Origin of the sequence: Nostoc sp. NMS4, from assembly GCF_017115095.1 — a bacterium.
Lineage (GTDB): Bacteria > Cyanobacteriota > Cyanobacteriia > Cyanobacteriales > Nostocaceae > Nostoc.
This window is the reverse complement of record NZ_JABXKI010000251.1, coordinates 20,139-34,480: the sequence shown is the minus strand read 5'-3', so window position 1 is coordinate 34,480 and position 14,342 is coordinate 20,139. Positions and strand designations below refer to the sequence as shown.

Sequence of the window (14,342 nt, the reverse complement as noted above, 5' to 3'; positions counted from 1 at the left end):
CCAGTCCTGACGACGGTCTGCACGTTCATCATCTTGCTGCTGGGAAGCATCTGTATTCCGATCCTTCCCATTTCTCAGCTACCAGACCTTGCCCCAGTGCAAATTACTGTTAGCTCCAACAATATTGGTGCAGATGCTCAAACAACAGAAAATACTGTCACCAATATTATTGAGCGACAAATTAATGGTGTTAAAGATGTATCTTATATATCTTCTAATACGGGTAATGATGGTTCTAGCAATATAACTGTCTCCTTTCCAACCAATGTCAATAGCGATATTGCTCAAGTAAACGTTCAAAATAAACAAGCACTTGCTGAACCTCAACTGCCAGACACTGTTCAACGAACAGGTGTTACCGTTGAAACGGCATCAAGCAGTTTGCTGCTGGTTTATGGGTTTTACTCAGATAATAATGAGTATGACAACATTTTTATCAGTAATTATGTCGATCTGTTCATTCTCGATCAGATCAAACGGCTTCCTGGTGTAGGAAAAGCCACGATTTTTGGCGAACGCAAATATGCCATGCGTCTTTGGCTCGATCCCAACAAGCTTGCCCAACATCAATTAACTCCTCAAGATGTGACAGCTGCCCTGCAAGAACAAAATATTCAGGTGGGTGCAGGGTCAATTGGTAAGGAACCAGCACCAGATAATCAAAGCTTTGAATTTGCTTTACGGGCAACCAGTCGATTTAAAGATGCGGCTCAATTTGAGGATATGGTGCTGAAGGTGAGTCCGGGTGGCACGAATAGCACTACTACTAGCACGACTAATAGCACGACGAATAGTACTACTAATAGCACCAGTAGCATCCTAGTTAAAGTCAGAGATATCGGTCGAGTGGAACTGGGAGCAGAGAGCTATCTTGCTGATGCTAAATTCACCATCCCAGGAAATGATCCCAAGCCAGCCGTGGGTTTGGGGATATATCAACTTCCCGGTAGTAATGCCCTCAACGTTGCTCATGCTGTTGAAAACCAGATCAAAATATTAGAGAAAAGTTTTCCACCTGGACTAAAAGCACAGTTAGCATTTGATACCACTCCGTTTGTAGAAATTTCTTTAGAAGAAGTTCTGCACACTCTGGTTGAGGCGATTATCCTGGTGGTTTTGGTAATTTTTGTCTTTTTGCAAGACTGGCGTACCACGATCATTCCGACTGTAGCGATCCCCGTTTCCTTGATTGGGACGTGTGCGGCTCTGTTGGTTTTAGGATTTCAGATTAATACACTGACGTTATTTGGTTTCGTCCTAGCGATCGGGATCGTTGTGGATGATGCCATTATTGTGGTCGAGGCAGTTGCAGTCAAACTAGAGCAGGGCATGAGGCCCTTTGAAGCGGCTGTCGAAGCCATGAAGGAGTTAACTGGGGCAATCATTGCCACTTCCCTTGTACTCATGGCGGTATTTATTCCAGTTGCATTCATTCCGGGTACTACTGGGATTGTTTACAAACAATTTGCGTTAACCGTTGCTTGCTCTATTGGCATCTCGACCTTCAATGCCTTAACTTTCTCTCCGAGTATGGCAGCTATCCTCATGCGCCCTGCTCAGACTCCACAAGGCCCTTTGGGGTGGTTTTTTACGCAGTTTAATCGGGGATTTGGCTGGTTCACGCGGCGATATGTCAGGTTTGTGAGTTACCTTACCCATATCAAGCCGATTGTAATTGGGGTTTTTATCACTGGTTTAGTCGCAACGGTTTTGATGTACAGAGCAGTACCTACAGGGTTTATTCCAGAAGAAGATCAGGGTTACTTCTTTGTAATTGTCCAGGGGCCTGATGGCGTTTCTTTGAAATATACCGAATCTGTGATGAACAAGGTGGTCAAAGAAATAACATCGGCTCCCGAAGTTAGAGCTAGTTTTATGATCAGTGGCTTTGGTTTCGATGGTAATGCTTCTAATTTGGGCATTGCCTTTGCTAACCTGAAACCCTGGAAAGAGAGAACTGAAGAATCTCAGTCTGTCTATGGCATACTTCAGAGGCTGAACAAAAAGCTTTCTACAATTACAGATGCGAGAGCGATCGCAGTGAATGCTCCTCCAGTGAGAGGATTAAGTAGTACGGGTGGTTTTGAGTTTATCATTCAAGACAAAACCGGAAGTGCGCCGATTGAAACCCTAATTGAGAATGCTCAAAAATTGATCGGGGCAGCACGTAAAAGCCCTGTTCTCCAAGGAGTCTTCACTCAGTTCACCGCAGATACTCCCCAATTTGACATTCAGGTAAACCGTAACCAAGCTAAAGCTCTCAATGTCGAACTCAACGACATCTTTGGGACATTGCAAAGTTACTTGGGGTCGCAATATGTGAATGATTTTGTGCAGGGACAGCGACAGTATCGGGTATATGTGCAAGCAGATGGGGTTTTCCGCTCTAATCCAGATGATATTGGCAAGCTGTATGTTCGCTCTGCCAGTGGAACGATGATTCCCTTGAGCAGTTTAGTAAAAATTACTCCCTTTGTCGGGCCCAAAACCATCTCCCATTACAACTTGTACAGGTCAATCAAAGTACAAGGCGCTCCAGCTCCTGGTGCTAGCTCTGGACAGGCGATTAAAGCGATGGAGCAACTAGCAGCAGAAAACTTACCTCAAGGGTTTGGTTATGAGTGGACAGGGACTTATCTCCAGGAGAAGACATCTGGGGGAGCTACGGGCTTGATTTTTGCCTTAGCGATCGTTATTGTCTTTCTGGTGTTATCGGCTCAGTATGAAAGCTACGTTGACCCAATCATTATTTTGCTGACAGTTCCCCTAGCAGTCTTGGGAGCAATGACAGCCCTTTGGCTACGTTCTAATATTTTCATGGCAGGTAGCCTCTTTCCAAAGGTGGTAGATGATATCTATTGCCAAGTAGGTTTGGTAACTTTGATTGGTCTAGCTGCGAAAAACGCGATTCTAGTTGTAGAATTTGCCAATCAGCTGCATGAGCAGGGCATGAGCTACACGCGGGCGGCGGTGAAAGCGGGACAAGAACGTTTGCGACCGATCTTAATGACATCGTTTGCAGCGCTGTTAGGATTTTTGCCCTTGGTAATTTCTCAAGGGGCTGGAGCCAGCAGCCGTTGGTCTTTAGGAACAGCGCTGTTTGGGGGATTGATGCTTTCGACGTTCTTGAGTTTGTTCTTAGTGCCAATTCTCTATATTTTGGTAAAGAGCTTGGCTCAGGCTATATTACCTCGGAAGCGATCGGGTGGTTCAAATCCTCCAGATTCTCCAAATGGAACTTCGGGAGCTAGACATGAAGCTCTACCTGCTGGCTCAAGTCAGCCAGAGACACAACTCAGGTCTCAGGAGGATGGGATAACCTGATTTTTGCTCTTAAGTCTCTCTAGCAAAGTGTCTAGTTTTGAGGGTTCGTAGTCAGGATTAAAGTTCTTACTACGAACTTGTTTACTGAGCAAATTTCAATTAACTCTGATACCATTTTCTGTAATTTCCTGCTTACTAAAAAATTAGTCGAATAGAAATTAAGTACTTAGATAAGGAAGAGTGAAATGGGACTTAGCGACGGACTTTTGAACCCGACTAAAAAGGCTATGGTCATAGATGATTGTTGCAACATGATTGAAGGACAGCTTGCATCCAAGTCAGGCATGAGCGGCATCGCTTTGAAAACTGCCTTCGCTGCTTTAAAGGGGGTTAAGCCAGGGTACATTCCCTATGTCGTTGAGCAGATATTACCGCAATGCTTTATCGCTCTCGATCCCATCTGGAGTCAAGGCGTAGAGAAAGGCGACCCAGTTGAATATTTGAGTGCGAATCGCTCTGATACGGCAGACGCGCTATTGGGTGTTACTGATGCGAGAGTCAAGAATGCAAAGCGCCAAATCGTGCGAGGAACCTATGAAAAACTTCGCGGTTCAGCCAAAAAGCATGTAGAAGAAGCAGTGCCAGATTTAGCTAAGGTCATTAGTAATTACACTAAAGTCTGAGCATAAGGAAAGGATCGTAATTTCTGCAAAAACTGTACTTTTTGTCAATTACTTCTACTGGACTGGCGCTCTTGCATCTGATTAGTTTAAGGCTAGATACAAACTAAAATATTCCAGCAGAATTGGGCTTTTGGCTTTATCTGCTGGAGACTCAAATGTGAAATTTTCAGAAATCGACTTAGTAACGATTATTGTTGCGACGGGCATTATTACCGCCACCCCAACTACCACGAGAGGAGTTGCTTCTTTCCTCACGAGGTTTGGCTTTGTTCACTTTCAAGTCACGTCCCATCCACTCAGCACCATCAAGTGCATCAATGGCAGCTTGTTCTTGTGTGTCTGATTCCATTTCCACAAAAGCGAACCCACGCGGCCTGCCTGTTTCCCGGTCTGTGGGTAGTTGAACACGATTTACTGTTCCGTATTCTGCAAAGGCCTGCTTTAAGTCCTCTTCTGTAACCTGATAGGACAGGTTTCCGACGTAAATTGACATAGAAATCTCCGAATTCAGGGAGTGTAGAGAGTTAAATTCGGAGAGAAGGTTTTTGGAAATCAAAACTAGTTACTCAACCGAAAATAATCTTTATGTCCATGAGTCTAGCACAGCCTTAAGTCTTTAGAATATCGTCTAATAGTGAATTTTATTCACAAATCAAACCTTGAATGCAGGTTTGCAGACTTTCCGTAGACTGGCTTTTATTGCTTATATTATCAAAGTTACACTTTTAACAGGAAATGGGAATCAACTAGCGATCGCCCAGGTATGTTAGTGTTTTGAAAACTCAGTTGTGGACTCAGGAGTAAAGATTATTATCGGTACTGGAATTAATCATACCATACTATCTTAAAAGCAAATTAGAAAATATTCTTCCTCAAATGCCCCATTAGCTCTGGTCAAACTCGGCTAAAATGGCTTCTGCTTTCTTACATAAGACTTCGTGATATTCACCATTACTAGCTAGTAAACCTCCCCATTGATTGATATCACCAGTGTTATACTGCAACGGCGTGCCATCGAAGTGAGTAAATTTACCACCAGCTTCTGTTAAAATCAGTTCTGGGGCTGCTATATCCCAATCTTTGGGCGCAGACTTACCAGAAAGGGAAATGTAAATATCTGCCTGTTGCTCGACAATGGTGGCGATTTTACAGCCGACACTACCGACAGATTTCTGATTTTGACAGGGTAAGTTTTGTAGTAAGCGATCTAAGCGTTGGTTGCGGTGAGAGCGACTAACAACTAAGGTTAAATCCTCAACTCGTTTACCCGACGACACTTGTAAAGGGACAGAACCATCACGAGTTTCGACAAATGTACCCCCGCCTTTGATCGCATAATATAACTTTTGAGCCTCTGGTACTGCCACCACTGCCAAAACTGGGCGTGTTTCCTTAACTAAGGCAATATGAACTGCATAGTCGCCAGTTTTTTCAATAAAGTCTCGTGTGCCATCCAAAGGATCGATTATCCATACCCAAGGGGCAGAAGCTTGTTTACTACTTGGTGATTGATAAGTTTCTTCGCTGATATAAGCAAAATCTTCGTTACCCAAAGTTGCTTGTAGCCTCTGCAAAATGTATTGACTCACAGCTACATCGGCAACGGTGACAGGTTCATTTTCTTTATATTGTACTTCTAAGTCAGGGTCTTTTGCAGTGCCGTGGTAATACGATCGCAGTATATCTGCTGCACCCCAACCGATATCACGAGCGATCGCTAATATTTCTTGTAAGTCTTTCATTAAATTTGACCCGATCTAAAAATATGTATAACGTGATTAGGGAAGCACAGCGGTACTTAGTTAGTTTAAATAATTACGAATTACGAATTATTTTAAATCCATCCAGCGCCGAGTCCCAAAAAATTTACAGGAATCAGCAGCAATATTAGCAGCCAGTGCCAATGCATCAGTGAAACTTTCCCTTAAAATGTAATGACAGAAAGCACCGTGGAAAATATCTCCCGCCCCTAATGTATCAACCGCTTGAATCTGCGGCACATCTACGATACCAGTTTTTTTGCCACTGAAGTATTCAATTGGTTCTTGTCCGTGGGTAATGGCGATGTGAGGAATATCAAATCCACTGAGATAGCTAAAAACGTCTTCTCCAGTCTGGCAGTTGGGGGGATAAAAATTAGCCGAACAGATGGCATAATCTACAAAGGGTAGAATTTGCTCAAATCCAGGCTTCCAACTACCACCATCGATTACTACTGGGATATTATTGGCTTTAGCTATTTGGGCTATGGAATAACTAACCGCCATCTGATGCCCATCAATCAGTACGATATCGAGATTTTGCAAAATATCTGCGGAAATAGATGCGCTGCTAGCTTGAGTTTTGAGAGCATTGATCGAAACCACTGCTCGTTCACCCGTGGCTTGCGTGACAATAATCGAAGATACAGGCGGTACTAAATCAGTGGTAGGCTCAAGGTCTGCGATCGCAACTTTGTAATTTGCCAAGTCACCTCGAATTAGCTGTGTCATGGGGTGAGAACCCACTATACCTAAGACTGTAGCCTGATTTCCTAAATAATTGAAAGTTACAGCCGCGTTTGTTGCTGGGCCCCCTGCGGCTACAGTATAGTCAGTAGCGACAATCTTCTGATTATTTTTCGGGGTAGAGTCAGCCAGGTAAATTAAATCTAAGGTTACTAAACCTACAAATAATCCACGATTCGATTTTGGGTTTTGGATTTTGGATTTTAGATTATCCATTTATCATATATGTTTCGTATAGGTGCATAAATTATTATTTTTAATTCTTGTACAGAGGCGATGAATCGCATTTCTCTTGTACAGACGCGATTTATCGCGTCTCTCTTGTACGATTTATTGCTTCTCTACAAAGACAGACGCGATGAATCGCGTCTCTACAAATCGTCTCTCCTAATTCTTACTCATGCAAACCGATCCAAAACCAGGAACACTTTACGTTGTCGGCACACCAATTGGCAATCTGGAAGATATCACCTTTCGGGCGGTGCGAATTTTGCAAACTGTAGATATCATTGCTGCGGAAGACACGCGCCATACAGGGAAACTGCTACAGCATTTTCAAGTTAAGACTCCCCAGGTGAGTTACCACGAACATAATCGTACCAGCCGTATCCCAGAATTATTAGAGCATTTAGTTAATCATAAAGCGATCGCTCTGGTAAGTGATGCTGGAATGCCAGGAATTTCCGATCCTGGATATGAATTGATAAAAGCCTGTATTCAGACGGGAATTACTGTAGTTCCCATTCCTGGCGCTAGTGCAGCAATTACCGCTTTGAGTGCAGCTGGATTACCAACGGATAGGTTTGTCTTTGAAGGCTTTCTCCCGGCGAAAAGTCAACAGAGACAAGAACATTTAGAATCTCTGCAAACAGAATCTCGCACATTGATTTTCTATGAATCGCCTCACCGATTGCGAGATACTTTACAAGACTTAGCAGAAGTTTGGGGAAGCGATCGCCAAATTGTGCTAGGACGGGAGTTAACTAAATTGTATGAGGAATTTTGGCGGGGGACAATTGCCGAAGCGATCGCTCACTATACCCAACGAGAACCCCAAGGTGAATATACATTAGTAGTAGCAGGAATTTCCCTAAGTCAGCCCCAACTCACAGAAGAAGAATTGAAAGCCGAATTGAAGCAGTTAATTAGTCAAGGAATATCACGCTCACAAGCTAGTCGTCAGTTAGCAAAATTTACTTCCCTTCCCCGTCGCCAACTCTATCAACTAGCTCTTTCTATCGTCTTCAATCCTGAGTCTTAAAAGTCCCCCGAAAGCATCGGGTGGTAAATTTTATGACAAATCAGATCAAATCCGTTTGGATCGAAATTATTCCTTTAAATATCTAAAGATTTTTGAGATTAGTTCTCTAGATAGATCGAAAATTCTGTTGGCGAACTTTAATATGAAATAGTCAAATGCAAACAAAGCAGATTCTCAGTGAAGGAGAAATTATATGACTAACATTATTGCTTGGTTGGTTTTGGGTTTAATCGCAGGTGCGTTAGCTAAGTTATTTTATCCTGGAACCCAAGGTGGCGGTATTATCTCTACCATTATATTAGGAATCCTTGGAGCCGTATTTGGTGGTTATTTGGGTCAAGTGTTATTAGGAAGTGGTTCAGCAGCCGCCGCATCTGTAGGAGCCTTGTCTCTGGGTAGCATTTTATTTGCTGTTATTGGTGCAATGATCCTGATTTTCCTTTGGGGTTTACTAACTCGTCGAGCTGTGTAATTACCTCAAATTAGCTAACAGTTTTGGGAATCACTTCTAACTGCAATAAACCGATAAAATGACATTAGAAAAAGAGCGAAGAACTATAGGAGTTTTCGCTGGGTATTCCGATGCACAATTGGTACTTCAGGAACTAAAAGCTGCTAATTTTCCGATGCACAAGGTTTCTGTTATTGCACGGAATACAGAAGAACAAAGTGATATTGCTGGTGTTGAAATTAAAGAATACACTGGCAATACATCCTCAGAAGATGCTGCTGGAGCCGTTACTAGTAATGCTTTAGACGGTTTTGCTAACTTATTGGTAGTTCCTGGTATAGGCCCAGTCATCTTAGCCGGAGCGGAAGTAACTGCGATCGCTACCAGTTTAGCAGGTGGTTTACCTGGCTTGTTCGTAAGTTTAGGAATTTCTGAAAAGCCAGCACAGGGTTATAGCGATCTTGTTTGTAAAGGTTACTATTTGGTGATAGTAAACGGTATAGATATAGAAATTCGTCTCGCCAAGAGGATTTTTAATCGCCGTGAGATTCAACAATGGGGAGTCTTTGAGCCATACTCCACCCCAAATAGCCGCTATAAACACGCACTTGGTATTTTTTACAGCCGCCAAGATGCAGAAAGAGCGCTGACTGAACTGAGAACTGCTGATTTCCCGATGAGTCAAATATCAATAGTTGTTAAAAATACAAGCAACCTAAGTGATACTTTTGAGGTAAACATCAGCAGTTCTCAAGATAAATACATTCCTTTAGGAATCTCCGATGAGCTAGTTAGAAATTATGAGCATCATCTGACCCTTGGTCATTACCTATTAGTACTAAAAAGCACTGATATCTATGTAGCAGGTGCAAAAGCTATTTTAGAGAGTAACAAGATTCAACATTTTAGTATTTATAGTCAATCTGAACTTGATGGAGCTAGAAGCGATCGCCAGGTTATCACCAATTTCTAGTTAATATCAACAGGTTTTAGGAAACATCGTGATTGTGCATATTCTTAATAATTTATAGTACTAGCGTATTGTTATAGACTAGTATTGTATAGTTCTATGGGTATAGGTTGTCTTTTGAAACCTCAACTTTCCTGTGGAATGAATATTGCTTGTTGCTTGCGATCGCTAAAGTTACCCTTGCTCTATAGAGTGATGTACAATTGCCATAGATGTTATATACAACAACCGCAAAAACCACTATATTTAGCATTTATACAAATTGCGATTTCATAAATTTAGTTTTCCCTATCCGGCTGCTTAATTTTACTATTCAGCCTTTTTGTTAAGCTCAAAGTTATTTAACCATTACAATAGAATATTCATAACTATAGTTATTTAAAATAAGTTTATCTCTTGAAAAAGATGATAATATTTGGTGTGCCAAAAACTAGGCATATCCTAGAACGAAATATCCGACATTGATTTTGGATAGCCAAAACATCATCAAAATAGTCTCAAAAACAGACATAATTTGAATACCTGCCTAGAATAATGTTGAACCGTTTGAAGATTGGTCCAAAAATTGGAGTAAGTTTTGCCTTGAGTTTGGCAACTCTGACCACCATTGGTCTAATCTCCTATCAAAGCACCAATGAGCTGATTCAAACTTCGCGCAAAGAAAGCCATACTTACCAGGTGTTAAGTCAGCTTGAAGACCTCAACTTGCAACTGACAAATGCTGAGACAGGACAACGCGGTTACATTATCACTGGAGAACAGCGCTATTTAGAACCTTATAATGCTGCTATTCAAGTAATAAATCAAAAATTTAACGAACTTCAAAGATTAACAGCAGATAACCCCAATCAGCAAAATCGGCTTGACTCTTTGCAGCCATTGCTAACGGAGAGAATGGCTGTAATGAAAAATGTCATTGAGCTACGGCAAAATCAAGGTTTAGAAGCTTCTCAGAAAGCTGTTTTGACAGACCAGGGTAAGCGACTGATGGATAATATCCAGAAAGTTATCCAGGCGATGAAAAATGAGGAGAATATACTGCTGAAACAGCGCTCTGAGAAGGCACAAGCAGCAGGTCGGCAAACCCTCGCCAGCATTGCCTATAGTATACCCTTCTTTTCTTTGCTGTTAGCTTTAATTGGATTCACCTTGACCAGGCATATCTCAGTACCTCTGAAGCAAATTTCTGATTTGGCAGAAAAAATGGCCGATGGGGATTTATCTGTGAGTTTACCAGATAGCGATCGCCAAGATGAAATCGGTGTATTGACACGCACCTTTAACCAGATGATTGTTAATCTGCGAAACACAACTCAAAAAAATGAGGAGCAAAACTGGCTAAAATCTAACTTAGCTGAATTTACCCAGATGCTTCAAGGGCAGCGAAATCTAGAAAGCGTCGCCCAGACGATCTTATCGAACTTAGCACCACTGGTTGGGGCATCACAGGGCGTTTTTTATGTGATGGACTCCATAGACGACCAGCCGATACTAAAGTTGTTGAGTAGTTATGCTTACAAAGAGCGGAAAAACCTAGCAAATGAGTTTCGCTTGGGCGAGGGATTGGTGGGACAATCCGCCCTAGAAAAACAAAGAATCCTGCTCACAGAAGTTCCCAGTGACTATATCCGCATCACTTCCGGCTTGGGAGAAGCACCACCGCTAAATATTATCGTCTTGCCCATACTATTTGAAGGGCAGGTAAATGCCGTAATTGAACTTGCCTCTTTTGGGCCTTTTAACCAGTTACATCTAACATTTTTAGAGCAACTGAGTGAAAATCTAGGTGTATTTTTAAATAACATCGCCTCACAATTGCAAACACAGCAACTACTTGAAGAATCTGTTGCTTTAACAGAAGAACTGCAAACCCAGCAAGAAGAACTACAACAAAGCAATCAACGCCTAGAAAAACAGGCACAGGAGTTAGAAGAATCACAATTTCTTGTCAAGCAATCTAACGAAGAATTACAACAATTAAATGAAGAACTAGAAGAAAAGGCAGAATTGTTAGAAGTTCAAAATCGGGAAGTGGCGCGCAAGAATCAGGAAGTTGAGCGGGCGAGACAAGCTTTGGAAGAAAAAGCCGAACAACTGGCCTTGTCTTCCAAATATAAGTCAGAATTTCTGGCGAATATGTCCCACGAACTGCGGACACCGTTAAATAGCCTATTAATTTTAGCAAGGCTGCTAGCAGATAACTCTCTTAACAACTTGACCGCCAAACAGGTAGAGTATAGCCGGACTATTTACTCGGCTGGGACTGATTTGCTGGAATTAATCAATGACATTCTAGATTTGGCAAAAATTGAGTCGGGTACTATGTCGCTCGACATTGAGCAAATTGCTCTTGTAGATTTGGAAACATCTTTAGAGCAGACTTTTCGGCAAGTTGCCCACAATAAAGAACTCAGTTTTACTATTGAACTGGATGAGAAGTTACCCGCGACAATTTATAACGACTCCAAACGTCTACAACAAGTGCTGAAAAATCTTCTAGCTAACGCCTTTAAATTTACAGAAAAGGGAGGCGTGAAGTTACAAATAACCCAAGTTGATAATTCTATGATTGCTTTTGCCGTCAGCGACACAGGCATAGGCATTCCAGCCGAAAAGCAGAAGATTATTTTCGAGGCATTTCAGCAAGCAGATGGCACTACCAGCCGCAAGTACGGCGGGACTGGCTTGGGCTTGTCCATCAGCCGAGAATTAGCTCAACTGTTGGGAGGGAGAATTGAACTACTCAGCGAACCAGGACAGGGAAGCACCTTCACCCTTTACTTGCCCAGGCGACAGGAAAAGAATGGTGAAAATATCACCACACCACTTGAGCCAATAACCCCTATCGGCACAGCATTGACCATAAAACAAGTACCAAAGGTGGAAAACAAACCCACAATTGTGGATATATCTCCATCAGTGAAAGTACTTCCCAACTTATCCAACGATATTCCAGATGACCGGGAAATAATTCAACCGGGCGATCGCATTTTGCTAATTATTGAGGATGACGATAAATTTGCCCGTATCTTATTAGATATGGCACGTCAACAGGGCTTTAAAACCATCGTTGCTTTACAGAGCAAACAAGGTCTAGCATTAGCGGAACAGTTTAAACCCGATGCGATTATGCTAGACATCCACATGCCAGAGATGGATGGTTGGACGGTGCTGGATCGTCTGAAGCATAAACCAGATACCAGACATATACCAGTACACATACTTTCTGTTGATGAAAGACAACAACGGGGATTACAACTAGGAGCGATTACCTATCTCCAAAAACCCGTGTCTCCAGAAGCGCTAACTCAAGTCTTGACAGACATTAAAGGCTTTCTTGAGCGTCAGGTCAAAAATCTCCTAATCGTCGAAGATGACCCAGTACAAGCCCAAAGCATTATGGAACTGATTGGTAATGGCGATGTCCAGAGTACAGCAGTGGGTACGGGAGCAGAAGCCCTCTCGATTTTGCGATCGCATCACTTTGATTGTATGGTACTCGATCTCGGTCTGCCCGATATGAGCGGGTTTGCCCTGATTGAGCAGATCAAACTTGAACCCAAGCTTTTGAAACTGCCGATAATTGTTTACACCGGCAAAGAACTCAGCCGACAAGAAGAAACCCAGTTGCGGGGACTGGCAGAGACAATTATTATTAAAAATGTGCGATCGCCAGAGCGGTTGTTAGATGAAACTGCCTTATTTTTACATCGCGTGCAAGCAAATTTGCCCCAACCAAAGCGGCAAATGCTAGAGCAACTACATCAAACCGATCCGGTGCTAGCTAATCGGAAAATTTTGATTGTAGATGATGACCTGAGAAATATTTTTGCCCTCACCAGCTTTTTAGAAAGCTATCAAATGCAAGTCCTATTTGCTGAAAACGGCAGAGATGGTATAGAGAGACTGCAAACTAATCCTGAAATTAATATAGTTTTGATGGATATCATGATGCCGGAAATGGATGGTTATGAAACTACCCGCGCCATCCGCCAGCTACAACAGTTTCGCTCGCTACCAATCATTGCTTTAACTGCCAAAGCCATGCCAGGTGACAAGGAAAAGTGCATTGAAGCTGGAGCCTCTGACTACATCACCAAACCTGTAGATACTGAGCAACTGCTTTCACTGCTCCGGGTTTGGCTGTATCGGTAGGAATCATCTTTTTTATTAGCCTTTTCCAAGAGGGCTTTTCCATACTCGTATAGGACTCCTATTTGATTTTTGAAAAAACTCATACCATTTCTTTGTGAGGCTGCGCCAAATTTTCTTTCTTTCTTTCTTTCTTTCTTTCTTTCTTTGTGTCCTTTGCGCCCTTTGCGGTTCGTTTTTCTTTCTTATACTTCAGTCCTAATATGATTTAGCGCATCTTCATATAGAATTGGTATCAGTACATATCTATTCCCTATTTCCCATATTCTCATTCAACTTTTGCATAAATTCTTGATGTTCAGTGGCAACTAAACCTGCTTGTAATACAGATAACACCGTTGCCATTTCTCTTGACAGTAAGGCAGATACCGCCAACCACAACCCCGGAAACACCTGACTGCGAATAATTCCCTGCTCATCAATTGGTAGCGAAACATACTCATCCGCTTGCAGCTTAAACCAATCCAACTGATTATCTAATGTTCGCCAGACAATATACTCCTGTACTCCATTCCGTCGATAGGTGCGTTTTTTATCATGTAAATCGATAGCTGCACTGCTTGCTGCCACTTCTATCACTAGTTCGGGTGCGCCTTGGATATAATCATCCTCACTAATCACTGCCTGTCTGCCCGGAATGAATAGTACCGCGTCAGGTTGTGGCTCATTATCGGGATCTAAACGCACTGTGGGTTCAATTCCCAGAACAACCCCAGGCGTTGCCATTTTATAGTTCCATAACCACCCGATCAGATCGCCATGTGGTTCCCCATGACTTTTAATTCTCAGTGGCGATGCCATGATATACACAACTCCCTCAACCAGTTCAGCTTTTCTTAAATGCGGCATTGCCTGATAGCGTCGCTCAAATTCGCATCGAGATAAGCGATCGCCATTTTCCAGAGGTAAAACTGAAATCACTTTTTTAGGAGTTGCAACCATCCCATTGTCCTCTTTACCCAAATTGTCCCAGATGAATCAAAGTATTCTAATTTTAAACTTAGTACATAATTTCGTAAGTTCATAGCGAATCCCTCAGCGCTTCCCTCAGCGC

Annotated in this window: 10 protein-coding genes; 6 read left to right on the top strand and 4 right to left on the bottom strand. The window is 42.4% G+C overall.

Annotation, left to right across the window (positions count from 1 at the left end; all coding sequences use genetic code 11):
* A partial coding sequence (locus tag HWQ37_RS22590) for an efflux RND transporter permease subunit (protein ID WP_292751047.1) occupies positions 1–3,324 on the top strand: 3,324 nt, incomplete at its 5' end.
* A gap of 185 nt (positions 3,325–3,509) precedes the next feature.
* Positions 3,510–3,947 (top strand): DUF6918 family protein, encoded by a 438-nt coding sequence (locus HWQ37_RS22585; protein ID WP_292751045.1) that lies wholly within the window; start codon positions 3,510–3,512, stop codon positions 3,945–3,947.
* 178 nt (positions 3,948–4,125) lie between these two features.
* Here the strand turns inward: HWQ37_RS22585 and HWQ37_RS22580 are convergent, their stop codons facing one another.
* From HWQ37_RS22580 to HWQ37_RS22570, 3 genes are all read right to left on the bottom strand, one after another.
* The gene (locus HWQ37_RS22580) at positions 4,126–4,440 is read right to left on the bottom strand and encodes an RNA recognition motif domain-containing protein (protein ID WP_194047264.1); all 315 of its coding nucleotides are present in this window, start codon (positions 4,438–4,440) and stop codon (positions 4,126–4,128) included.
* Positions 4,441–4,831: 391 nt separating this feature from the next.
* Positions 4,832–5,689, bottom strand: coding sequence for a 3'(2'),5'-bisphosphate nucleotidase CysQ family protein (locus HWQ37_RS22575; RefSeq protein WP_292751043.1), 858 nt, complete (start codon positions 5,687–5,689; stop codon positions 4,832–4,834).
* 87 nt (positions 5,690–5,776) lie between these two features.
* The gene (locus HWQ37_RS22570; protein ID WP_292751041.1) at positions 5,777–6,670 is read right to left on the bottom strand and encodes a sugar kinase; all 894 of its coding nucleotides are present in this window, start codon (positions 6,668–6,670) and stop codon (positions 5,777–5,779) included.
* Between the two features lie 184 nt (positions 6,671–6,854).
* Here HWQ37_RS22570 and rsmI point away from each other — a divergent pair, with 184 nt between their 5' ends.
* From rsmI to HWQ37_RS22550, 4 genes are all read left to right on the top strand, one after another.
* Positions 6,855–7,715, top strand: coding sequence for a 16S rRNA (cytidine(1402)-2'-O)-methyltransferase (gene rsmI / locus HWQ37_RS22565; protein ID WP_292751039.1), 861 nt, complete (start codon positions 6,855–6,857; stop codon positions 7,713–7,715).
* A 193-nt stretch (positions 7,716–7,908) separates the two neighbouring features.
* Positions 7,909–8,187 carry a GlsB/YeaQ/YmgE family stress response membrane protein gene (locus HWQ37_RS22560; RefSeq protein ID WP_292751037.1) on the top strand — a complete coding sequence of 93 codons (279 nt, stop codon included), beginning with the start codon at positions 7,909–7,911 and terminating at the stop codon, positions 8,185–8,187.
* A 58-nt stretch (positions 8,188–8,245) separates the two neighbouring features.
* Complete coding sequence (locus tag HWQ37_RS22555; RefSeq protein WP_292751035.1) at positions 8,246–9,139, top strand: general stress protein; 894 nt, start codon at positions 8,246–8,248, stop codon at positions 9,137–9,139.
* 531 nt (positions 9,140–9,670) lie between these two features.
* Positions 9,671–13,291, top strand: coding sequence for a response regulator (locus HWQ37_RS22550; protein ID WP_292751033.1), 3,621 nt, complete (start codon positions 9,671–9,673; stop codon positions 13,289–13,291).
* Positions 13,292–13,534: 243 nt separating this feature from the next.
* On the opposite strand, the gene HWQ37_RS22545 is transcribed toward HWQ37_RS22550, so the two are convergent.
* Positions 13,535–14,230, bottom strand: coding sequence for a Uma2 family endonuclease (locus HWQ37_RS22545; protein WP_292751031.1), 696 nt, complete (start codon positions 14,228–14,230; stop codon positions 13,535–13,537).
* Positions 14,231–14,342 lie beyond the last annotated feature (112 nt).